General features: G+C 56.0%; 17 protein-coding genes. All 17 read left to right on the top strand.

Features of this window, described 5'->3' with window-relative positions; all coding sequences use genetic code 11:
• Window positions 1–6: 6 nt before the first annotated feature.
• Window positions 7–630 carry a type-F conjugative transfer system pilin assembly protein TrbC gene (gene trbC, locus ACHH0Z_RS22495; RefSeq protein WP_045409407.1) on the top strand — a complete coding sequence of 208 codons (624 nt, stop codon included), beginning with the start codon at window positions 7–9 and terminating at the stop codon, window positions 628–630.
• Complete coding sequence (gene traN / locus ACHH0Z_RS22490; protein ID WP_045409409.1) at window positions 627–2,480, top strand: type-F conjugative transfer system mating-pair stabilization protein TraN; 1,854 nt, start codon at window positions 627–629, stop codon at window positions 2,478–2,480. Before trbC ends, traN begins: the two co-directional genes overlap by 4 nt.
• Window positions 2,477–3,259, top strand: coding sequence for a type-F conjugative transfer system pilin assembly protein TraF (gene traF / locus ACHH0Z_RS22485; protein WP_045409411.1), 783 nt, complete (start codon window positions 2,477–2,479; stop codon window positions 3,257–3,259). Before traN ends, traF begins: the two co-directional genes overlap by 4 nt.
• A gap of 9 nt (window positions 3,260–3,268) precedes the next feature.
• Complete coding sequence (locus tag ACHH0Z_RS22480) at window positions 3,269–3,760, top strand: hypothetical protein (protein WP_045409413.1); 492 nt, start codon at window positions 3,269–3,271, stop codon at window positions 3,758–3,760.
• Window positions 3,757–3,975 (top strand): hypothetical protein, encoded by a 219-nt coding sequence (locus ACHH0Z_RS22475; RefSeq protein WP_045409416.1) that lies wholly within the window; start codon window positions 3,757–3,759, stop codon window positions 3,973–3,975. The genes ACHH0Z_RS22480 and ACHH0Z_RS22475 overlap by 4 nt, the downstream gene beginning before the upstream one ends.
• Window positions 3,965–4,576, top strand: coding sequence for an F-type conjugal transfer protein TrbB (gene trbB / locus ACHH0Z_RS22470; protein ID WP_045409419.1), 612 nt, complete (start codon window positions 3,965–3,967; stop codon window positions 4,574–4,576). The genes ACHH0Z_RS22475 and trbB overlap by 11 nt, the downstream gene beginning before the upstream one ends.
• 17 nt (window positions 4,577–4,593) lie before the next feature.
• On the top strand, window positions 4,594–4,857 hold the full coding sequence (locus ACHH0Z_RS22465) for a hypothetical protein (RefSeq protein ID WP_045409422.1): 264 nt from the start codon (window positions 4,594–4,596) through the stop codon (window positions 4,855–4,857).
• A 47-nt stretch (window positions 4,858–4,904) separates the two neighbouring features.
• Complete coding sequence (locus ACHH0Z_RS22460; RefSeq protein ID WP_230682132.1) at window positions 4,905–5,246, top strand: hypothetical protein; 342 nt, start codon at window positions 4,905–4,907, stop codon at window positions 5,244–5,246.
• Entirely contained in the window at window positions 5,239–6,603 is a 1,365-nt protein-coding gene (gene traH / locus ACHH0Z_RS22455; protein WP_045409428.1) for a conjugal transfer pilus assembly protein TraH, read from the top strand. Before ACHH0Z_RS22460 ends, traH begins: the two co-directional genes overlap by 8 nt.
• On the top strand, window positions 6,603–10,010 hold the full coding sequence (gene traG, locus ACHH0Z_RS22450) for a conjugal transfer mating-pair stabilization protein TraG (protein ID WP_045409431.1): 3,408 nt from the start codon (window positions 6,603–6,605) through the stop codon (window positions 10,008–10,010). The genes traH and traG overlap by 1 nt, the downstream gene beginning before the upstream one ends.
• Window positions 10,011–10,018: 8 nt before the next feature.
• Window positions 10,019–10,732: a hypothetical protein gene (locus ACHH0Z_RS22445; RefSeq protein ID WP_045409434.1), complete on the top strand. Its 714-nt coding sequence runs from the start codon at window positions 10,019–10,021 to the stop codon at window positions 10,730–10,732.
• Window positions 10,733–10,878: 146 nt separating this feature from the next.
• Window positions 10,879–11,610: a conjugal transfer complement resistance protein TraT gene (traT, locus tag ACHH0Z_RS22440; protein ID WP_045409436.1), complete on the top strand. Its 732-nt coding sequence runs from the start codon at window positions 10,879–10,881 to the stop codon at window positions 11,608–11,610.
• Window positions 11,611–11,717: 107 nt separating this feature from the next.
• Entirely contained in the window at window positions 11,718–12,098 is a 381-nt protein-coding gene (locus ACHH0Z_RS22435) for a hypothetical protein (RefSeq protein WP_239519690.1), read from the top strand.
• 61 nt (window positions 12,099–12,159) lie between these two features.
• Window positions 12,160–12,468, top strand: a complete 309-nt coding sequence (locus ACHH0Z_RS22430; protein ID WP_045409441.1) for a hypothetical protein — start codon at window positions 12,160–12,162, stop codon at window positions 12,466–12,468.
• A 113-nt stretch (window positions 12,469–12,581) separates the two neighbouring features.
• Window positions 12,582–15,155, top strand: a complete 2,574-nt coding sequence (gene traD / locus ACHH0Z_RS22425; protein WP_045409444.1) for a type IV conjugative transfer system coupling protein TraD — start codon at window positions 12,582–12,584, stop codon at window positions 15,153–15,155.
• On the top strand, window positions 15,152–20,575 hold the full coding sequence (gene traI, locus ACHH0Z_RS22420; protein WP_045409447.1) for a conjugative transfer relaxase/helicase TraI: 5,424 nt from the start codon (window positions 15,152–15,154) through the stop codon (window positions 20,573–20,575). Before traD ends, traI begins: the two co-directional genes overlap by 4 nt.
• Window positions 20,576–20,603: 28 nt before the next feature.
• Complete coding sequence (locus tag ACHH0Z_RS22415) at window positions 20,604–21,392, top strand: DsbA family protein (RefSeq protein WP_045409450.1); 789 nt, start codon at window positions 20,604–20,606, stop codon at window positions 21,390–21,392.
• Window positions 21,393–21,549 lie beyond the last annotated feature (157 nt).

Genomic DNA, 21,549 nt, shown 5'->3' with positions numbered 1-21,549 from the left:
ATGACAATGAAAAACGCTTATCTCCGGGCGCTGATGGTCAGCGTCATGGTGGGTTTCGCGCCGCTGGCTCTGGCGAGCGCCCAGACAGATATCTCCGTCTCCGACCATAACTGGATCAAAGGCCAGCAGGACGCGCTGGCAAACATGAAGGAAGACCTGCAGAGTCACCCTGCGGGTGTGTCCGTGTTGCCGCAGCCGCAGCAGGACCTGATTCACCGCCTGCAGGGCAATATCGCTGCGCAAACCACCTCTATGGGGGAAAAAGACACGTTCCCGGCTATTTACTTTGTGAGCCTCGGTATTCCGCGTGAAGGTCTTCTGCCCATGCTGAAGGACGCCCGTCGTTACAACATTCCGCCCACGCTGCGGGGCCTGGTCAATAACGATATGCGACAGACTGCGGCGGCCATGTTTGAGCTGAGTAAGGAGGACAAGGACGCCGGCGTGCAAATCGATCCGACGTTGTTCACTCAGTACAACATCACGACAGTGCCGGCACTGGTGGTCATCTGTCCGGGTCATCATGACGTTATCCGGGGAAGTCTGCCCCTGCAGCAGGCGCTGGAGAAAGTCGCTGAAAGCGGTGATTGTGCAGCGACGGCGCGCCATCTTCTGGAGGCTGCGAAATGAAAAAACGACTTTCAGCGATGCTGATGCTTTTCCCGCTCCTGGCGGGGGCAGCCGATCCTGCGTTTGAGGCGGGAGCGAGCTTTGGCAAGGGCAATGCCTCCGCCGGTACGGGGGCCCTGAAAAATCCTGGTACCGTCACAGGGGCAATACCAGGCTATACCGCTAACCCACCGGAGAAAGGGTATTACGGCGGTGTGGATGGTGGAGACGGTGGGCTGGCCAACAAAGGGCAGGCCGCACTGCAGGGTAATGACGCAGCGCAGTCAGTTATCAACTCCGGCAAAACGAATCCGGTTCCCGCCATCGACCCGCAGGCACCTTTCATCACGATCGGGAAAAATGCGGAAGCCGGTGCAGACGGTGTGCTTAACGGAACCGCGAACCAGTGTAAGGAGGTGACGGTATCGAAAACCACCTTTGAAAATTACAGCTGCGACAAAGATGTGGCCTCCGTTGAGGCCTGCACCCGGACCGCAACCCCTGGCGGACGGTCATCAACCACCACGGTTCAGAAAACCTTCACCCTGACCGCTGCGGATGTCGTGTTCAGTATTAACGGTACATCATTTAACTTTAGTTTTAATGCACCTGCATCAGGGCCGGTGATCAGCGCACATTTTTACTGGGCAGACCGGGAATTGAATGCCGGGAAAATCTCCTGGTGGGGCGTCAGTCAGACGATGGTGGGGAAGAATTTTGACTGGGAAATGCCGGGTGCGCCAGGTACGCCGCTGTCAAAAGGTGGCTCCTTACCCGCGGGTACCTATACCAGTACAGGGTGTACCAGCGGGAACAAGGACCGTTGCGAAAAGCATATCCGGGAACAGATAGCGGATTTTCAGTCCGGTGCTTCAGGCTTCAGACTGCTTCTCGTTATGAACGCGGTCGAAACCACCTTTACCCCCGAAGTGACCTGGTCCTCATCCTGCGGTCTGGATATGGCGAAGGCGCAAAAAACAACGTCAACCTGCACCTCTCCGGGAGGAAACAAGACCATTATCAATAATGGCCAGAGCTATGACGTCTACAGCGACTGCTGGGAGTACACCGATAACTATGTTGTGCCGTCAGACTCGAAGGGAACCTGCGGAACGCTGATGACGAACCCTTCCTGCACCGCAGCAGGTACAACCTGTACCGAATCGACTGACGGACACTGTACCCACATGAGCTACACCTACCAGTGTCAGACCACGCATCAGTCGGGAGGCCTGGTCTGCGGAGGAGACTATATCTGCAAATCAGGCGAGTGTGATGACACGAATGGTGCCGGAAGCAGCGGTTTTGATACGGCTGTGGCCAAACTGGCCGGTCTGGCCTCGGCAGCTGAAGACGCCAAAGACGCAAGCAGCACGATTGAGGTAAAAGCGTTCACCGGTAAAGCCATGCGGTGCCGTAAAGCCTTTGCTGGTTTCTCTAACTGCTGCAAAGACTCCGGCTGGGGGCAAAGTGCCGGACTGGCGGCATGTGATGATGAAGAGAAGGCCATAGGAAAAGCGAAGGCGAAGAAAATCACTGTCAGCGTGGGCGAACGTTGCGACCGTAAGGTGCTCGGGGCCTGTATCCAGAAAAGCCAGGTGTACTGTGTGTTTGACGGCAAGCTTGCCCGCATTATTCAGGAGCAGGGGCGTCGCGACCAGCTGGGTGTAAAGTTCGGCAGCGGCGACAGTCCGGACTGTCGGGGCATCACGGTCCCGGAACTGCAGAATATCGACTTCGACAAAATCAACTTCTCAGACTTCTACGAGGATTTGATGAAGAACCAGAAAATCCCGGATACCAGCGCGCAGGTTCAGCAGATTAAGGAGCGGATCGCCGCCCAGGTGAACCAGCAGGGAGGTGGCAAATGAAGCGTGTCCTCTGTGGCCTGCTTATGGTGCTGGCGAGCCATACGGCGCAGTCCGAGGAAATTGTGACGCCAGCGGAGCCGTTCACCGGCTGGTCCTGGTACAACGAACCGAAGAAGCCGCCTGAACAGCCAGCGAAACCGCCGCAGCCTGCGCAAAAGGCGATCCCGGATCTCAGCAAAATGTCTCCTGTGGAGCAGGCCCGCGTACTGAAAGGGTACACACAGGAGGCGCTTAACCGCGCCATCCTGTACCCCTCGCGGGAAAACACGGCGACGTTCCTGCGCTGGCAGAAGTTCTGGACGGACCGGGCATCAATGTTCAGTCAGTCCTTTGCGGCGGCACAGCTGAGTCATCCTGATCTCGATTACAACCTGGAATACCCGCACTACAACAGCATGGCGCCGTTTACACAGACGCGTGATCAGCAGACGCAACAGAATGCTGTTGAACAACTGTCCCAGCAGTACGGTCTGTTCTACTTCTACCGGGGCAGTGACCCGATTGATGTGCAGATGGCCGGGGTGGTGGCGGACTTTGCGAAAACCAACGGGATATCGCTTATCCCGGTCTCAGTCGACGGCCAGGTGGCGGCCACCCTGCCGCAAAGCCGTCCGGATACGGGGCAGTCCCGGTCGATGAACATCATGCACTTTCCGGCGCTCTTCCTGGTTGACCCGCGCAACCAGAACTACCGCGCCCTGTCCTACGGCTTCATGACCCAGGATGACCTGTCAAAACGATTCCTGAACGTGGCCACCGGTTTTAAACCCAATTCCTGAGAGAGTCATATGCTAAAAACGCTTTTCACCCTCATCCGTGATGCAGGGCGGGTTGCCCTGTATTCCTTCGTCCTCGGCCCGGCCCTGGTGCTGTATGTGTTTGTGATGCTGGCGGCGTCAGAGGGTTCACTGTCCCGGCAATTCCTGACGACCTTTCATGACCTGACTGACGGCGCACCTGCCGGCAAGGTGATGGGGTGTGTTAATGAAAAGGTGATGGCAGGAAGCTTCTCGCCACCGAAACCCGGAGAAACGTTAAAGCCTGAGCCTTCTGCTTTAGAGAAAAAACCACCTGAAGTCTTGTGTCAGAGAGGCCCCGTGGACATCGATTCATGGGCGCGTTCGGTTGATGCAACCTTACGCAACGTCTGGATGATGGTGGTGATGTTGGGCTTTGGAGTGTGGTTTGTATCCCGTCGCCGATCCCTGGCCGCCCCAAAACGCATTTCACCAGACACGCATTCGATTTTAGTACGGCAGAACAAGGAGAAAGACGAATGAAACCATCCATTCTCGCAGGACTGATTTTCTGGGGCACGATGGCGCGCGTACTGAGCGAGCTGATGACCCTGTCAGTGGAGCACACTCAGCAGGGGCTACTGTGGCTGTGCAATGGCATGTGGGTTGGCGCGGGGGGCATGGTGATTTTTGCCTTATGCCGCTGGCTGCGCCAGGACAGAACGCAGAAGCATAATGAGGCCGATCATGAACATTAAAACCGGTCTCACAGCACTCCTGTTATCCCTGCCTTTGCTGGCGAACGCCGGTGCGCGTGAGGAGTTAATGGCACTTGAGGCGACAAAAACGACTTCAACTGCTGACGCTGCGACCATCACCACGTCCACACCTGCGGTCCCGGCTCCCGGCAGTCTGATGCTGCTGCCGGACGGACGTCGGGCGAATATGAAAGAGTATGCCGTGGTGCTCTTTATGCAGGCGCACTGCCAGTACAGCGCTAAGTTTGACCCGCTGCTGAAAGGCTGGGCCGATGAACATGCGATCAGGGTATACCCGTACACACTCGACGGTGGTGGCGATGTCTCTTACCCGACCCCGATGATCCCGCGTAAGACCGACCTGAAGTCCCCCATCGCGGATGAGATTGTCACCTTCTTTGGTAACGGCCTGCCCATTGCGACCCCAACGGCCTTTATGGTCAACGTTAACACCCTCAAGGCCTACCCGCTCACCCAGGGCGTAATGGACATTCCCGCGCTGGAAAGCCGGATGGCCAGCCTCATCCAGGCTGACATGGATAACGTCGATCCCAGAACGCTGCCACCCCTGCCGGCAAGCGCGCAGGTCACCCCTCAGTAATACAAACGGACTACAAAATGACGACAAATTCGTATGCGTTATCGCGTACCGAGCGCGTATGGCTGTTATTCAGTGTGACGCTGCTTGTGTCCGCAGCCTTCTATGGCGTGCTGGCCCATCGGGTGGTCAGCGTCATGGACCGTCCTGAACTGACCACCTGTCTGCAGGACTTTCCGGTGCTTCTGCTTATCTCGCTGAGTATCGGTTTTTTTTCAACCACCACCGGGCTGTACGTCTTGCGTCAGACCCTGAGCCGTCAACCCTGTGAGGATATCGCATGACATTCGCCAGATTCAGGACGTATATCCGAAACGAGCTGAAGTGCATTGTGGAAGAAACAAAGACCCGGGAATGGATTGATTCATTAAACCTTAAATTGCTTTACGGCATTATTTTTTCATTCGTGGTCGAAAGAATTTATGTGTGGTGGGCAGGCAATACGCTGCGTACCGCAATGGATCTTAATCGTCCCGAACAGTTTGTCCTCTCAGCCCTTATCCATTATCCGCAGTATCTCCTTTGGGCTATTGCGGGAGGCCTGTTTGCACTGTTTGCCCTGAATCTTCTGCTGGGTCTGTGCTTTAGTCTGGCAACCCAACTGCACCAGCGACTGACCCGTACTGATGGCCCGGGACCTGTAGCCGACAGCGCGGAGGTGACACATGATTAAGGCCCTGATAACGGCGGGTGCCGTGTTTTTCGCGGGCCTGGCCGCGCTGCCGGCACAGGCTGACGTTAACGGCGACCTGAACGGCTTCTTTGGCAAGCTGGGCTACAGCGGTAACGTCTCTCAGGCTCAGGCCTGGCAGGGACAGGCGGCCGGGTACTTCTCCGGCGGCTCTGTTTACCTCCGCAACCCCGTCAAAAACGTCCAGCTGATCTCGATGCAACTGCCTTCCCTGAACGCCGGCTGCGGCGGTATCGACGCCTATCTCGGGTCGTTCAGTATGATCAGCGGTGAGGAAATTCAGCGATTCGTGAAGCAAATCATGAGCAATGCCGCAGGCTATGCCTTCGACCTGGCACTGCAGACAATGGTGCCGGAGCTGAAGCAGGCGAAAGACTTCCTGCAGAAGCTGGCCAGCGATGTTAACTCCATGAACATGAGTTCGTGCCAGGCCGCGCAGGGCATTATCGGCGGGCTGTGGCCAGTGACGCAGGTTTCCCAGCAGAAAATCTGCCAGGACATTGCCGGCGAAACCAACATGTTTGCTGACTGGGCGGCATCCCGTCAGGGTTGCACCGTCGGAGGGCAGGGCGACAAGGTCACGGCCAAAGCGGGTGATGGTGAAAAAGACCAGGTCCTGAAAAACAAAAACCTTATCTGGGACACGCTCAGTAAGAACGGACTTCTCGCTAACGATCGGGCGCTGAAGGAGCTGGTCATGAGTACAGTCGGCTCAATCATCTTCAATAAAAGCGGGGATGTCACCATCCTGACGCCGCTGGTCGATAACCGCGACCTGATTAAGGTTCTGATGCGCGGGGGGACCGCGAAGGTCTACGGATGTGATGAGGCAACGTTGTGCCTGGGGCCGACCGTAAAAGACCTGACCGTTTCTGAATCCAATGCCCTGGTCACGCTGGTTAAAAACCTGATGATCTCCATGCAGAACAAGCTGGTTGATGACAAGCCGCTGACCGATCAGGAAAAAGGGTTTGTTAACACCACGTCCGTACCGGTGCTGAAATATCTGACCAACGCCCAGAGTATGGGCATGAGTGCAACATATCTGCTCCAGGTATCTGACTTCATCGCGCAGGACCTGATGATCCAGTACCTCCAGGAACTGGTGAAACAGGCCAGTCTGTCGCTTGCCGGCAAGAACTTCCCCGAAGAAGCCGCCGCGAAGCTGCGTGACAACGTCATTCACGCGCAGGGACTGCTGGCTGACATGAAGCTGCAGTCAGCTGCAGATCAGAATGCGCTGGACGGTATCGACCGCAACATGCAGTACCTGCAGCAGCAGGTATCTACCATCGTTTCAGGCTCCTATCAGAGCAACTATCACTGGGGTGATCGCTGATGCTTGAGATATACACCATTTATGGCGGGGGGATGTGGAAAACGGCGCTCGACGCCGTTGTCACCCTCGTCGGCCAGAATACCTTCCACACCCTGATGCGTATTGCCAGCACCTTCGGGGTGCTGGCCGTACTGTTCACCTTCATTAAACAACGTAACCCGATGGTGTTCGTCCAGTGGCTGGCAGTCTTTATGATCCTGACCTCTATTCTGCTGGTACCGAAACGCTCTGTGCAGGTTATTGACCTCTCAGATCCGGCTGCGGTATGGAAAACCGATAACGTGCCGGTGGGACTGGCGGCCATCGCGTCACTGACCACCAGTATCGGTTACAAGATGTCGTCGGTGTACGACATGCTGATGGCCAGACCTGACTCAATCACCTACAGCAAGACAGGGATGCTGTTCGGCTCCCGGATTGTGGCGGAAACGAGTGACTTCACCACGCAAAACCCTGAGCTGGCACAGATGCTGCCGGATTATGTGGAAAACTGTGTGATAGGCGACATTCTGCTGAACGGCAAATACACGATTAACCAGCTGCTGAACTCCACCGACCCGCTGACGCTGATAACGAGCAACACGAGTCCGTTGCGGGGGATCTTTAAAATGACGTCCACCTCGCGGCAGTTCCTGACCTGTCAGCAGGCCGCCACGGAGATAAAGACGCTGGTTAATACCGACGTGAATCCGGGCAGTGCAACTTTTACCTGGCTGACGCGTAAGGTCTTTGGAAACAAGCTGAACGGCGCAGCACTGCTGTCAAACGCAATGGGGGAAAGTTACGGGTACTTCTACTCTGGCGGTATGACGGCCGCGCAGATCATGAAGAACAACATCACGAACAGTGCCGTGCGACAGGGGATTAAGGGCTTTGCGGCGCGTTCATCTGATACCGCCAACCTGCTGAATCTGGCCACCGAGAACGCGGCAACCAAACAGCGCCTCAGCTGGGCTGCGGGTAACGAACTTGCCACCCGCACACTGCCGTTTGCGCAGTCCCTGCTGATGCTCATCCTGGTGTGTCTGTTCCCGCTGATGATTGCGCTGGCAGCGTCCAACCACTCCATTTTCGGGCTGAACACGCTGAAGATTTACGTCTGTGGCTTTATTTACTTCCAGATGTGGCCAGTGATGTTCGCCATCCTGAACTATGCCGCCAACTACTGGCTGCAGAGCCAGTCCGGGGGGACGCCCCTGGTGCTGGCCAACAAGGATATTGTTGCGCTGCAGCACTCGGACGTGGCCAACCTGGCGGGTTATCTGTCGCTGTCCATTCCGGTATTGTCGTTCTATCTGACCAAAGGGGCGGCGGCAATCGGCTCTCAGGTGGCAGGCAGTGTGCTCAGTTCGGGGGCATTCACGTCCGCAGGTGTGGCGGCGACCACGGCAGACGGCAACTGGTCGTTTAACAACATGTCGATGGACAACGTCAGCCAGAACAAGATGGACACGAACCTGGTGCAGCGTCAGGGCCAGCAGACGTGGCAGGCTGACAACGGTTCAACGCAAACCCAGACTGCCGGTGGCCATACGGTTATCGACGGCTCCGGTGCGATGTCGAACCTGCCAGTGAACATGAGGCTCAGCCAGCTGGCCAGCAGTGGGTTTCAGGAATCAGCCCGCCAGTCGCAGGTTCAGGCACAGACGGCGCTCGATGGCTACAACCACAGCGTGACCAGTGGCTGGTCGCAGCTTTCCCAGCTTTCTCATCAGACCGGTAGTAGTGACAGCCTGACTCAGGGCAGCGAAAACAGCCAGGCAACGAATGCGACGCGCGGTGCCAGCATGATGTTGTCGGCAGCAGAAAGCTATGCGAAAGCAAACAATATCTCCACGCAGGAAGCCTATAACAAACTGATGGATATCAGTAATCAGGGTTCTGTATCGGCAGGTGTTAAAGCTACAGCTGGAGCAGGCCTCAATTTAGGTGTAGTAAAAGTTGGTGCTGAAGGAAGTGTTTCAAGCGATTTGCGGCATTCGACGGGAAGTTCTCGGGGCGTTCAGGATTCAGGATCTCATACTCAGGATATGCGGCATGACCAGAACAGCCAGGCTGTTAATGATTTCCGTCAGGGGATGGATATGGTCAAAACCAGCCGTGTCACCGATGGGGCGAATCATACTGAGAATGCGGCAAGCAGCAATGTACAGCAGCTGGCCGCAACACTTAATGATGCTGAAAGCCAGTACCATCAGTACACCACCAGTTCTACGCAGAGTAATGAGTTCAGCCGTATGGCAACGGTTGCACAGAACCAGAGTGCAAGCCTCGACACGAACTATACGCAGGAGTTTGTGGACTGGGCGGCGAATAAATATGGTGACAAGGCTCAGTCCATGCTGACAAGCGCCCCGTCGGCGCGTGAGGCCGCGATGGAGTTCGTGAATGAACGTCTCAAGCCTGAAATTATGGGCGACTACCAGCAAGGACGTTCTGACCTGGCCAGCGGTAGTGAACATGCAGCATTCAGCGGAGAGCACATTGTCCAGCCTGCCAGCAGTAATCATCAAACACAGACTTCTGGTACTACAGGTAATGACAGCAGGGTGAATTACAGCTATTCAGATAACAGCTCTTCCAGCCCGACTGGAGCAGGTACTCATCATGCAGCTGGAATATCAGAGGTCACGGAGTACGGAAGCAAGCCCGGTGACCAGGTATCAGCAGGAAGTGAAAATATATCGGTGAGAACAGCCAGTTCTGCGTTGGGTAATGATGGATCGTCTTTGCAAGCGCATAGACAAACTGAAAGTCACTTTTCTGTTGGAGGACATAACGTAAACCCTTCTGACTATGGAAGGCATGAACAAAACACTGACATGCACACAGGCGATCTTGTCAGAGCAGGAGGGCAGAGAAGCGAACAAAGTGGCATCTCAATGTCAGCCAGCGAACATGATACCGGTCGACATTCCACTGAGCGGCAACGGGTTGGCTCTACTGGTGAAATTCATCAGGAATTAAACCAGACCGGAACCATTCGAGAGCAGGCTGTAGCAGCGAGCCAGGGTAATGAAATGACGCATGGTCGTTCAGTCGTGAATGTAGAAGGGCAACGGGTACCTGATAACGCTATGCAGGATACTTTCAAAGAAAACCAGACAAGACTGCATCAACAGTCAGGGCAGGGTTTTGGTCCGCAAAATGACTTACAGCGTCGTGTAGCGGAACAAAGATCTGAAAATGAGCATAAAATCAACGAATCTGCTGGAGAAATTGATAAAAAACAATCCACTGTTCAGGCATCCAGTGATATTCTGAAAGGAGAAGATTTACATGCAACCGGCAATTTCAAGGTTCATCGATTAGAAGCCGAAATTGACCAGCAGAAGCCTGTTATAGATAGTGCTGAAAAAAGAAAGTTAGAAGAGCAGTTGCAGGAGTTGAGAAAAAGAACCGGCTAGGAGATTAAATGCTAAAAGCTAACTTATGTAAAATTTCTTACATCCCTGTTTTTAGTTTATATGCGGTGTTACCACTAATTCATGATGTCATGCCTTACCATAGTGATTATCACAGCGAAGATTGGATCGCACTGGTAGGTATGTATGGGTTAGGTTTGCTTGTATCCTCACCGTTATGTTACCTGCTCAATAAAGCGGATAAACATGGAGGCGGAGGTTCGTTCGTCTCAATAATACTGCTCGCGCTACTCTCACTTACCTTGCAGATAATATGCCTGTATTTGCTTTGGGAAAATGCAGTATTTTTATATCTTGCAATGTCTGCGGTTATGGCTCTCTCAGCCGCTTTGTTCGCAATCGGGAAGAAGGAATTTAACCTGATAAAAGATAGAGATACAGGCTATGTCTATAAAATACGTGGGAATAAAGCTTATAGGCTTACTGATTCCGAGATGGCTGGATATCAATCAGGTGCGATTAGCAAAGGAATAACACTGGCTGAGTTTTCATCAAGTCAATATTCAGGCCTTGATACAAGTTCATCAGTGCTTCCTATGCATTTCACTTCTAGCAACATCGATTGCAATCAAAGTAATGCAATCAACCCTGCATCAGGAATGCCGATGATCGGTGGTATCTCAGGACTGGATGTACACGGAAACAGTTGGGGTACAAACTTCAACGAACCTTCAAATACGTATGACCCCAACCGGGGATACTGATAACAAGGGGGCTGTGCCCCCTTAATTATTGTAGTAATACACTCCCATCTCTTATTTAACCTAAATTCCTTTCCAAATCAGCCGATAACGTCTCTGTTAGCTACATCTCGCTAACGGGGACGTTTTTCTATGCACAGGATGAATTCATGAAATTAAAACAATTAGCCGTTGTTGGTCTGGTCGCTTCTGCTCTCGCGCTGTCAGGTTGTGGGGCCATGTCCACTGCAGTGAAGAAGCGTAATCTCGAGGTCAAAACCCAGATGAGTGAAACCATCTGGCTGGAGCCATCCTCAGAGAAGACAGTCTATTTGCAGATCCGCAACACCTCCGACAAGGATATGTCAGGTCTGCAGGCACAAATTACGAATGAACTGGCCGCAAAAGGCTACCGTGTCTCCAGCTCTCCGGACACCGCCTACTACTGGATTCAGGCAAATGTGCTGAAAGCCGAAAAAATGGATCTGCGTGATGCGCAGGGCTTCCTGAAAACCGGCTATGAAGGTGGTGCTATGGGGGCTGCTTTAGGGGCCGGTATCACCGCCTACAACTCCAGCTCTGCCGGTGCGACCCTGGGTGTAGGCCTGGCCACCGGGCTGATTGGTATGGCTGCAGATGCAATGGTCGAGGACGTCAACTACACGATGGTGACCGATCTGCAAATCTCCGAGCGCAGCAAAGCAGCCGTCACGACCGACAATATTGCTGCCCTGAAGCAGGGAACGTCCGGCATTAAGCTGCAGACAAGCACGGAGCAGGGGAACCGTGCTAAATACCAGACCCGCGTGGTATCCAACGCCAACAAGGTAAACCTCAAATTTGAAGAGGCTAAGCCTGTTCTGGAAGCGCAGCTGGCCAAATCCATCGCCGGCATCATGTAATACCCTGCGGCTGCGGCGATCGTCGTAGCCGTTCTCCCTCACATACTGATTTTTCACCATGCTCATTCCGGGCAGGGTGCGTCAGTGCTTTCTGTCAGTCCCCTGAAATGACGCTTCCTCGCAGGGCTGCGCCAGGCGCAGCCCTGTCTGCGGCGAGCGTTGCAGACACAAACGTAAAGGCATTCACCATGAATACAACATTCCTCTCCCGCACAATAAACGTGCTTTTCTTTTCCTTTCTGACGCTGGTCAGCACCATTTATTTGCTGGAAAGATTCGGCGTCGACCTTCTGAAATGGCGGGCCGGGAGTTCATTGCTTCTGGCCTATACCTCAGCGCTGTCCGGTGCGGGTTTTGCGTGGGCCAGTGAGCTGAACACGATTGTTATTCTTCTGATTTTCCTGTGCGGCGGTGTGCTGGTTTCCCTGCTCACGGCTTATCTGTTTCGTGTTATTGGGCTGTTCTCGGATCAACCCAAACGTTCGTGATTCAAAGAAATAGTGAACTGAAACATGCCCTGCCGACGGGGCATTTTAACGGGAGGACACCATGCGTTTCGAAAGTACAGAAGGCGATCTTGCCGGTTTATTGCACCTTATCCATCTGGAAAGTGAGCTGGTGATGGCGGTGGCATACCTTCGGGTATTCGGTTCACTTCCGGAAGGCGCGGGTATGACCCTCATTGCATACTGGGCCGGCTATGAATACACCCTCTATGGGCTGGCTCCCGGTGAGTGGCATTCAGCGGCTTATGCTGATGTGGCCACGTCAGTCCGCTCTGTTGCTGCGGGCATAAATGAACAGGACTGGGAGGACGGATGCCAGCAGGCCAGATATGAGCTGAGCCAGATGGTATAACCCGACGCTTTCCCCCTCGTGGTACCACGTTTTTTCATCACTTTTTTCAACGTTTCTCCCCTGATAACACACATCACCGCGCAGGTGATGCGATAACGGCCGGACAACACTCTATGAGCTTCGCAGGAAAAAACCTCACCCAGGGCGGGCAGATGACCGCTTACCGCTGGCGCATGTTCATTCAGGTGAACAACTGGATAGGATTCTGGATCTTCATCCTGTTCGCCGTGCTGACTACCGCCATTTTTCTCTGGCGCATCCCCCCGGAAGCCCTTGATAACGGCTCCCTGTGGTGGTTTGCCAGCCTTAACAGCAGTTTTATCGAGCTGATGCCGGCAACGGGCACGCCAAAAATCTATGACGTTCACTACTGGTATGCACCAACGGCGACGGCAATGGTACTCAAAATGACCCTGCCGCAGATTTACGCCGACCCGTATATGCAGGCAATGGGCGATTTGTGTCTGAGTGAGCTGCAGTGGGCGGCCTGTGCCAGTGGCGTCTTCAGCCTGGTGGTGTTTCTGGCGGTGACCTGGTTTATCGCGGATATCGGTCGTAAGGAAAGTGAGGACGAGTACATCTCCGGCATGGAGCTGACCGACAAGCCTGCGGAAGTGAACAGGCTGCTGCGAAAGAACGATGAACTCTCCGATCTGCGTGTGGGTGACCTGCACATGGTCCGGATGGCAGAAGTGCTCAACTTTCTGATGCACGGCACTATCGGAGTGGGTAAATCGACCCTCATCCGCTGGCTTCTTGACTTCATCCGCAAACGCGGTGACCGGGCCATTATTTACGACTCCGGCTGTACCTTCACCGAAACCCACTATAACCCTGACACTGATTTTATTCTCTGCGCCCATGACGAACGCTGTGCAAACTGGCAGATGTGGGGCGAGTGTGTCGACGCGGTCGACTATGACAACCTGGCCGCCAGCCTTATCCCTGTTGAAGGGGATTCCGATCCGTTCTGGGTATCCAGCTCGCGCACCATCTTTGCCGACCTTGCGATACGCATGTCTGTTGACCCGGAACGCAGCATAGAGAAGTTCCTCAAAACCCTGCTTTCTCTCAGCATGAAAAGCCTGCGTGGCTATCTGGCCAACACACCGTCGGCCAACCTGGTTGAGGAGAAAATCGAGAAAACGGCCATTTCCATTCGCTCGGTGGTGACCAACTACGCCAAAGCCCTTCGCTATCTGCAGGGGCTGGATGACGGGACGAAGCCTCCGTTCACCATCCGTGAGTGGATGACGCAGGAGCGCTATGACAACAGCTGGCTGTTCATATCGACCCAGGCCCGTCACCGCAAGAGCGTGCGGCCGCTTATCTCACTCTGGGTGTCGCTGGCCACGCTGATGCTGCAGAGCATGGGAGAAAACAGCGACCGGCGCGTGTGGTTCATTATCGATGAAGCCCCCAGCCTGCAGCGTATCCCGGAGCTGGCCGAGACACTGGCCGAGGCGCGTAAGTTCGGCGGCTGTTTCGTGCTGGGAATGCAGAACATGGCGCAGCTGGTTCACGTCTACGGCCGCGAGCTGGCCAAAAGTATCTTTGACCTGATGAACACCCGGATGTACGGCCGTTCGCCGAGTGCAGAAATGGCCAAAGTGGTTGAAGAGGAGCTGGGGAACCAGCGTAAACGAAAAATCCGTGAGCAGAACAGCTACGGTCTGGACCAGGTGCGTGACGGTGTGTCCCTCGGCAAGGACGAGGTGAATAACCCGGTCGTTGACTATGAGCAGATCATGCGCCTGCCAAACCTGAGTTTTTACGTGCGTCTGCCGGGCGAGTATCCGGTGGTCCGGCTGAAGCTGAAATACCGCGCCCTGAAGAAACGCCATGCCGGACTGATAGAGCGCAATATCCGTGATGCCCTCAGCCCGGAACTGGAGAAGGTCATTCAGGAGAACGAACGGGCAGCAACGGCAGCAGGACTGACGTTCCCGACCGGAGATGAAGTGCTGGAGAAGGGAGATGAAACCATCCCGTCATCGGGCGGTGCAGTCGTGGTATCCGCAGGTGCCAAAGCAGCAACGCCTGAATCCATAAAAACGCCCGTGGACAAACCGATGGCTGCACCTGCCGCAGATCAGAAGCCAGCCCGGGTGGCGGTACCTGAACAGAAACGGGTACTGGCCATGGAGCCAGTCAAATCCGGTTCAGCGACAGTCGTGCCGGAAACGGCGACTGAAAATCACAGCCCGGTGACACCTCCTGTCACTGCAGAGAAAAAAGACAACGTTGTCTCTCTGCGACCATCTTCTCCTTCAGTTAATCGTCCTGCAGATATTGCTTCCCTTAATCCGGATATTCCTGCAGCGCTTCAAAAAATCAGGGCCAGAACCCAACAGGAAGAAGTACCTGAAACATCGCCAGCTGGCGCGCTGGGGATGCTGAAACGGCGGCTCAATACCGGAGCCACCTCTGGGGGGGCGGAAGATCAGCCCAGCGACAGTGCGGGCGAATCAATGAGCCTGGACATGAAGGTGACTGCACTGCCAGACGGCGGGCTGAGTCTCACGACGGCCGGTAACACCGTCACGCCGGAAAAACCGGATGAATCACACCGTACTCACCGCCGGCTGGCGCAGGAAGAAGAGAACATTTTACTTCACCGTGACGCGGACGACCCGGGTTACGACGAAAACGACCATCACTATTACGACAGAGAGCATGACCTATGATGTCAGTCGCCCCAGTAGCGTCAGCCGGCGAGGCTGCAGGCTACTACAGCAATTCCGATAACTACTATTTTCTGGGCAGCCTGCAGAGCCTCTGGATGGGGGAAGGTGCAAAAGAGCTGGGCCTTGAGGGCAATGTCCGTGGCGATGACCTGACGGCCGTGCTCGAGGGACGTCTGCCGGACGGCTCACGGCTTGGAAAGGAGGTTAACGGACAGCACGTCCACCGCCCCGGTCATGACCTGACCTTTTCCGCCCCCAAGAGCGTGTCCATTCTTGCACTCATCGGCAACGATAAAGAAATGGTGGAAGCACATAATCATGCCGTCCGCGTGGCGGCCGGCTATGTGGAGAAGCTCATCTCGGCCCGCGACACGAAAGACGGCGTTACGTCCATTGTACACACCGGCAAGATGGTGGCGGCCGCATATACGCATGATACCTCGCGCAATCTCGACCCGCAGCTGCACACCCATCTCCTGATTGCCAACATGACGGAGTATGCGGGCAAATGGAAAGCCCTGGCCACGGACTATATCCATAACGCCGGTTTTATCGAGACCGTCATGAAGCACCAGGTCACGCTCGGGAAAATCTATCGCAGCGCGCTGCGCGAGAGGGTTGAAGCGCTCGGCCATGAAGTGGAAGAAGTAGGCAAGCATGGCATGTGGGAGATCAAGGGCGTTCCGGAAGAAGTCAGGGACGAATATTCCTCACGGGGCAGGGAAATACAGGGGGCCGTGGGGGCTGAAGCCACGCTGCGCAGCCGGGATGTGGCCGCCAAAGACACCCGCAGGGCGAAAGTTGACCCTTCGCGGATGCGCCTGATGGAGCGCTGGCTGGGCCAGATGAAGGAGAAGGGATTTGACCTGAAGGCGTATCAGGAGAGCGTGGTGCCGCGTGATGCAGGTCTTCGTGAGACCGCGCCTCAGCCGGAGCGAGATCACCAGGCTAAGCCGGTTCCTGCCGGGCCTGAACAGGCTTCTCCGCAGACGTCGTCCACGGCAGAAAAGAGCGTCGACACACCTGCTCAACCCGCAGAACGGGAAAGCCTGTCCCGTCAGCCAGTACCACAACAGACTGACACGCTGAGTCAGCCGGCACAGATCGTTCCCGAAAAGACGCCGGCGACCAGAAGCTTTCCTGCAGCGCAGCTGGACACTGAAATACCCCGCCCGGAACTGACTGAGGCTGTCCGGCTGGCCATCTCGCAGCTTAGCGACAGTAAAACGCGCTTCACCTTTGGCGAGCTGATGATGACCACCGCTGAGCTGAGCGAACGGCTGCCGGAGATTAAGGATATTCGTGTGGCCATCGATGCGGCGCTGAAGGACGGCATGATTGTGCCGCTGGACAGTGAGAAAGGGGTTTTCACCTCCCGTATTCACCTGCTGGATGAACTCTCGATCCAGGCGCTGAGTCAGGAGCATCTCAAATCCACAAAAGTCGTCAGTTTCACCCGCCCGGCACAGTACGCGCCGGCGGCGCTGGAAGTTGTGGAGAAAGACGCCCTGGTTCTGATGAATGCCCCGTCAGGCGTGGCGGGCATCCGTGACCTGACCGCCCAGCTGGCCGGTATTTCCGGGGCGAACGGTCGTGATGTGCAGGTGCTGGCCAGCTCTGCCGAGCGCGCCATTTCGCTGGCGAAATCCGACGATTTACGGGAGCGGATTATCAGCCGGCAGCATATTCTGAGCGGTGATTTCCACATGAAACCCCAGAGCACGCTGATAATCGAAGGGGCAGAACGTCTGGGGCTCAAGGAGACGCTGGTTCTGCTGGGCGAAGCGCGTGCGCAGGATGCACAGCTGGTCTTTCTCGACAGTGCCGGACGGCAGGCGAACGGTAACGCCATGTCCGTGCTGGAGTCCGCAGGGGTTGCCCGTTCCCGCCGCACGGAGCCGGCGCCCGGGCTTGAGGCCGAAGTGGTCAGTATTCCGAACAAACGCGACCGTTACGAAGCGCTGGCCAACCGGTTTGCAGAGCTGAGCGGAGGCAGTGAAAACGTCACCGCCGTCGTGGTCGGCAGGCGTGAACAGGCACAGCTGACAGGCCTGGTACGAGAGGCGCTGCAGAACGCAGGACAACTGGGGCGTGACGGCGTGGAGATAGAGGCCCGGCAGCCGGTCTGGCTCGACAGCAAAACGCGGCGCATGCCCGGTTCATACCGTTCCGGCATGGTGCTTGAGGATCGCACGGACGCAAAAGAGCGTAAGTCCTATGTGATTGACCGGGTGCATGAGGATACGCGAGTCCTCTCTCTCATCGACGGGGATGGCGTGCTGACCCGGATGAAAATCGGCGATATCAGCGCTGACTGGCGTCTCTTCAGCCGTGAAACCCTCAGCGTGGCCACCGGCGAAAAACTGCTGGCCGTGGCGGGTGACCGCGAGCACAGCCTGAAGGCCAAAGATCGTCTTGAGGTGACCGGGATAAGTGAAAAGGGGATAGAGGTTAAACGGGGGGAAGACACCCTGACGCTGCCAAAAGACCAGCCGCTCTATCTGTCACATGCTTACGTGACCGCGCCGGGCGGCCGGGATAACGACACCGGCGTGGTGCTGGCCGCGCTGAACAGCCGAGACATATCGACCCAGACCATGAACTCGCTGGCACAGAGTGGCCACCGGGCGGAAGTGTTCACCGCCGAAGTGCAGGACCGGGCGGAAGCCCGGCTGCAGCGCATGAAGACAAATGCCTCTCCCGTGCAGCTGGTCAGAAACCTGAGCGGTCACCAGGACGTCAGTCAGGCGGTTGATTCACTGCATGACAGCGTCCGGTCGGACGCGGGCCTGGCCGTGTGGCGTGCCATTAACGACCAGCGCACCGTGGTGATCAGCGAGCTTAAGCTGGCGACGGAAGCGCAGAAATATCATCCCGACCTTGAGGCTATCGGGAATGAAATTGGCGCGATGATTAAAAATGGCGAGCTGTTGTCCGTATCCGCAGGGGGAGAGCCGGTACTGGTTTCCCGGTCCACCTGGGAGATGGAGAAAGCCATTCTGCGCGTGGTGGAGGAAGGGAAAGGTACGCAGCAACCGTTGCTGGAACAGGTACCGGAGGCAGTGCTGAACGGACTCACCGATGGCCAGAAAAAGGCGACCACCCTGGTGCTGGGTACAACGGATCAGTTTATCGGGATTCAGGGCTATGCCGGCGTGGGGAAAACCACGCAGCTGAAGGCGGTGATATCTGCACTGGAGACCCTGCCGGCGGACGTTCGTCCGGTGATGACGGGGCTTGCTCCTACGCACCAGGCGGTGAAAGAAATGAGCGACGTCGGTGTCCGGGCGCAGACCATCAAATCCTTTGTCGTTGAGCATGACCAGGCGACGGCCGCAGGCGAGAAGCCTGACTATAAAGGACAGGTGTTTCTTATCGATGAGTCATCAATGGCAGGCAACCAGGATACGGCGGCACTGTTCCAGGCTATTGCCAGTGGCGGCGGTCGCGCGGTCTCAATGGGAGATATCGACCAGTTTGAAGCGGTCGACGTGGGCGCGCCGTTTAAGCTGATGCAGGAGCGAAGCCCGATGGATGTGGCCATTATGAAGCAAATCGTCCGCCAGAAAGACCTGCAGCTGCGCGGCGCCGTTCACGACATCATTGATAACCGGATCGATGCGGCCCTGCAGCGCATTGAAACCCAGCCGGCTGACCGTGTGGCGCGTAGCGCTTCAGCCACGCTGCCGGGGAGTGCCATTCAGGAAACGGAGACGCCCGTTAACGACATCGTGGCTGACTGGACGGACCGGACGCCGGAGGCGCGGTCCCGTACCCTCATTATCACCCAGCTGAACGCTGACCGTCGTGCGGTAAATGCCGGCATTCATGCTGTGCTGGCTGCCCGGGGAGAGCTGGGGGAGAAGGCCATTACGGTGCCGGTGCTCGATAAAATCACCCACACCCGTCATGAGTTCAATAAAACCGATGCCTGGGAAGCCGGGATGGTGGTTAAACGCGGCGATCGCTACCAGGACGTGCTGGCCGTTGACCGCAACGGCAGTACGGTCACGGTACGCGATGAGGAGGGGAGGATTGGACTGTATTCCCCGAAGGAACTCATCACCGGCGACGTGCAGCTGTTTCGCCGCAGCGAGAGGGAAGTCCGCGCCGGCGATCTGCTGAAGTTCACGGCGACAGACAAGGAGCAGGGACAGATGGCCAGCCAGCGCTATACGGTCGAGTCGGTCAGCGAAACGGGCAATATTCGTCTGAAGGGGGAGAACGGCCGCATCACCATCAATCCTCAGGCGGTCAGGGCGCAGCAGCATATTGACTACGGCTGGGCTGTCACCGGGTACGGTGCTCAGGGGGCCAGTAGCGATTATGTCATTGCGCTTGAGGGCACGGAAGGCGGGCGTAAGGCACTTGCCTCCCGTCGCGCCTTCTACATCTCGGCCTCGCGCGTGAAAGAGCATGTCCAGATTTATACTGACGGGAAGGCGGACTGGGTTAAGGCGGTAAAAACGCCGGAGCGGGATATCAAAACGGCGCACGATGCGCTGGCACCTGAAACGCAGCGTAAACAGGCGAAAGCCATCTGGGCGATGGGGCAGCCGGTGAATAAAACGGCCATTGGTCGCGCATGGGTGCGCCATCAGGGCATGCAGGACGCGTCACTGACGGCAAAAATCATCCCGGCCACCCGGCGCTTTCCCGAACCGGCGCTGGCGCTGCCGGTGTATGACAACAACGGCAGAAGTGCGGGCCTGGCTCTGGTTTCCCTGGTTGCCAGCCCGGAAGGGCGGATGACGCAGGGGGAGACCCGGATGGTGATGACAGAGCGTGCCCGTGGTGCGGTACTGCAGCGAAGCCAGTCAGGCAACACGATTGTGGCCAGTGACCTGGCGGCCGCGCTTGATGCAGTACGACATCACCCGAAGGATGGCGTGGTCTGGCAGACCGGCGATGAACCGCCTTCAGCATGGTTGCTTAAGGTGAGCGGTGGGACAAAACAGGATGTCTCTCCGGGTATTGTCTCCACGCTGACTGACGAGCAGAACGTACAGCAACTGCGTGAACAGATGCTGGCAGACCAGGTTCGCAATGAAGAAGCCGGACGGAACAGGCAGCCTGAGTCGTTGCTGGCGGAAATTCCGCAGGAAGAGGTTATCAGACTGAAAGCGGAAGAAATTAATCCGCGTAAACCGGAACCACTCAACCCGGATGCGGATGTGATCGCCAGGGTGAGAGGTGAGGAAAACACCGATGGACAGGAAATGAAAGCCGCTGCCGGTGTCAGGAGTGAGCTGGAAGGTGCTGACAAGGCATCCGGTGAACAGTCGCGGGCATCGCGTGTGATTGCAGATCTGGCAAACGCTGAGCGCGACATGCTCAGGGTGGCAGAAAATACTGAACGCGGCCGCATGCCGGAGCGTGAAGAACAGACCCTCACCCGTACCATTCAGAAAGAACGTTAATCCCCCTTTTAACCATGAGAATCAGGCAATGAAAAGACATAAATTAGCGACATTATTAGTTACAACATACATTGGCTTTATTGCAATGGCACACGCTTCGGCCCCGAAGCCGGTCTTCAGCCCGGAGCAGGAGGCCCGTATCGGGGAAATCGCAGCAGACTACCTGGTGTCCCACCCGGAGATTCTGGTGACGGTCAGTCATAAGCTGCAGGAACAGCAGGAGGCACATAAGCAGAAGATGTTTGCACTCAGCGTGATGGAGAATCAGGCGAACCTTCTGCATGATCCGGATACTCCGGCTTACGGGCCTGATAATGCAAAGGTCGCGGTGATTGAATTCTTTGATTACCAGTGCGTGTTCTGCAGCCGCTTCGCGCCGGAGCTGGAGAAGGTCATGAAAGCGCAGCCGGACGTCCGCTACCTCTTTAAGGAGTGGCCAATTTTTGGTGGTCGCTGGGAAGCCTCACTTAAGGCAGCGCAGCAGGGGCTGACGGTCTGGCAAAAAAAAGGTCCGCAGGCCTATGTCACCTATCACAATGCCATCTACGCCAGCGGCCATAATGAAGGCAAACTGACGGCGGAGGATATTTACGGGGCGGCGTCAAAAGCGGGGCTGGCCACCTCAGCTCCGGGCGACCATACCGCGTCCCTGGAGAAAAACAGTAACCTGGCAGAGGCGCTGGGTCTCACCGGCACGCCGGGAATCATCGTGATGCCCGTCAGCGGAGCAACACCGGACACCATCACCGTCCTCCCGGAGGCGGTGACCACTGAAAAACTGCAGGCCGCAATCCGGAAAGCCACGCCGGCAAAGTAAACCCACAGCTAATGGCATTCTCGGGGTCAGTTTGGATATCGAAAATTATTGTACTATAAGGACTTCCCCGGCATGTCAAAGCCGGTATTTATGGTTTCTGTCTGCTCTTCAGTAAAAATAAAGGGGAGAGACTGCGGTACTATAAACGGCCATGATG

Origin of the sequence: Enterobacter cloacae complex sp. 2024EL-00227 (assembly GCF_043945315.1) — a bacterium.
Classification (GTDB): Bacteria; Pseudomonadota; Gammaproteobacteria; order Enterobacterales; family Enterobacteriaceae; genus Enterobacter; species Enterobacter roggenkampii.
This window is presented reverse-complemented; position numbering and strand designations above follow the sequence as displayed.

Bases quoted from the DNA above. Each gene is read 5' to 3' on its own strand.
- trbC (WP_045409407.1), top strand. From the start codon at position 7: ATGAAAAACGCTTATCTCCGGGCGCTGATGGTCAGCGTCATGGTGGGT.
- traN (WP_045409409.1), top strand. From the start codon at position 627: ATGAAAAAACGACTTTCAGCGATGCTGATGCTTTTCCCGCTCCTGGCG.
- traF (WP_045409411.1), top strand. From the start codon at position 2,477: ATGAAGCGTGTCCTCTGTGGCCTGCTTATGGTGCTGGCGAGCCATACG.
- ACHH0Z_RS22480 (WP_045409413.1), top strand. From the start codon at position 3,269: ATGCTAAAAACGCTTTTCACCCTCATCCGTGATGCAGGGCGGGTTGCC.
- ACHH0Z_RS22475 (WP_045409416.1), top strand. From the start codon at position 3,757: ATGAAACCATCCATTCTCGCAGGACTGATTTTCTGGGGCACGATGGCG.
- trbB (WP_045409419.1), top strand. From the start codon at position 3,965: ATGAACATTAAAACCGGTCTCACAGCACTCCTGTTATCCCTGCCTTTG.
- ACHH0Z_RS22465 (WP_045409422.1), top strand. From the start codon at position 4,594: ATGACGACAAATTCGTATGCGTTATCGCGTACCGAGCGCGTATGGCTG.
- traH (WP_045409428.1), top strand. From the start codon at position 5,239: ATGATTAAGGCCCTGATAACGGCGGGTGCCGTGTTTTTCGCGGGCCTG.
- traG (WP_045409431.1), top strand. From the start codon at position 6,603: ATGCTTGAGATATACACCATTTATGGCGGGGGGATGTGGAAAACGGCG.
- ACHH0Z_RS22445 (WP_045409434.1), top strand. From the start codon at position 10,019: ATGCTAAAAGCTAACTTATGTAAAATTTCTTACATCCCTGTTTTTAGT.
- traT (WP_045409436.1), top strand. From the start codon at position 10,879: ATGAAATTAAAACAATTAGCCGTTGTTGGTCTGGTCGCTTCTGCTCTC.
- ACHH0Z_RS22435 (WP_239519690.1), top strand. From the start codon at position 11,718: ATGACGCTTCCTCGCAGGGCTGCGCCAGGCGCAGCCCTGTCTGCGGCG.
- ACHH0Z_RS22430 (WP_045409441.1), top strand. From the start codon at position 12,160: ATGCGTTTCGAAAGTACAGAAGGCGATCTTGCCGGTTTATTGCACCTT.
- traD (WP_045409444.1), top strand. From the start codon at position 12,582: ATGAGCTTCGCAGGAAAAAACCTCACCCAGGGCGGGCAGATGACCGCT.
- traI (WP_045409447.1), top strand. From the start codon at position 15,152: ATGATGTCAGTCGCCCCAGTAGCGTCAGCCGGCGAGGCTGCAGGCTAC.
- ACHH0Z_RS22415 (WP_045409450.1), top strand. From the start codon at position 20,604: ATGAAAAGACATAAATTAGCGACATTATTAGTTACAACATACATTGGC.